General features: G+C 60.8%; 1 pseudogene. It reads left to right on the forward strand.

The window, feature by feature from the left end:
- Positions 1-523: pseudogene (locus EOA29_RS39560) on the forward strand (sensor histidine kinase); the annotation flags it as partial.

Here is a 523-nt window from a genome sequence, read left to right on the forward strand (position 1 = left end):
GGTCGAACTTCACGTCGAGCGGCGCGTGGTGGGCGAACTAACGGTCGACCTCAACGAACTCATCGGCGCAACAACTTTCGCCAGCGATGGTCGCCTTGTTGTGGCCCCGGTGCTGACCGACCCGCGGTTTGCCAATCCACTCTCCGGCTACTACTGGCAGGTGGAGGACATCGCCACCGGCAGCTTTGAGCGTTCGCGATCATTATGGGACGCCAAGCTGCTCCTCCCTGCCCGGAGCGCAAGTGGTGGGCTGCGAACCGTCGAGGAGTTCGCGGGCCCGGGCGGAGAACTCAGTATTGCGGTCGAGCGTACGATCATCGATGCTGGAGGCCACTCCTTTCGTGCAATCGTGGCGGAAGATCATCGAACCGTTGAGTTGTCTGTAGGCGAATATGTTCGCGATCTCGCTCCGGCTCTCTTGATGCTCGCTGCAGTCCTAATGGCCGCGTTTTTCATCCAGATCACCATCGGCCTTGCTCCGCTGGAGACATTGCGGGTCGCCGTCAGAAACGTGATCGCGCAG

Source organism: Mesorhizobium sp. M1E.F.Ca.ET.063.01.1.1, from assembly GCF_003998155.1.
Classification (GTDB): domain Bacteria; phylum Pseudomonadota; class Alphaproteobacteria; order Rhizobiales; family Rhizobiaceae; genus Mesorhizobium.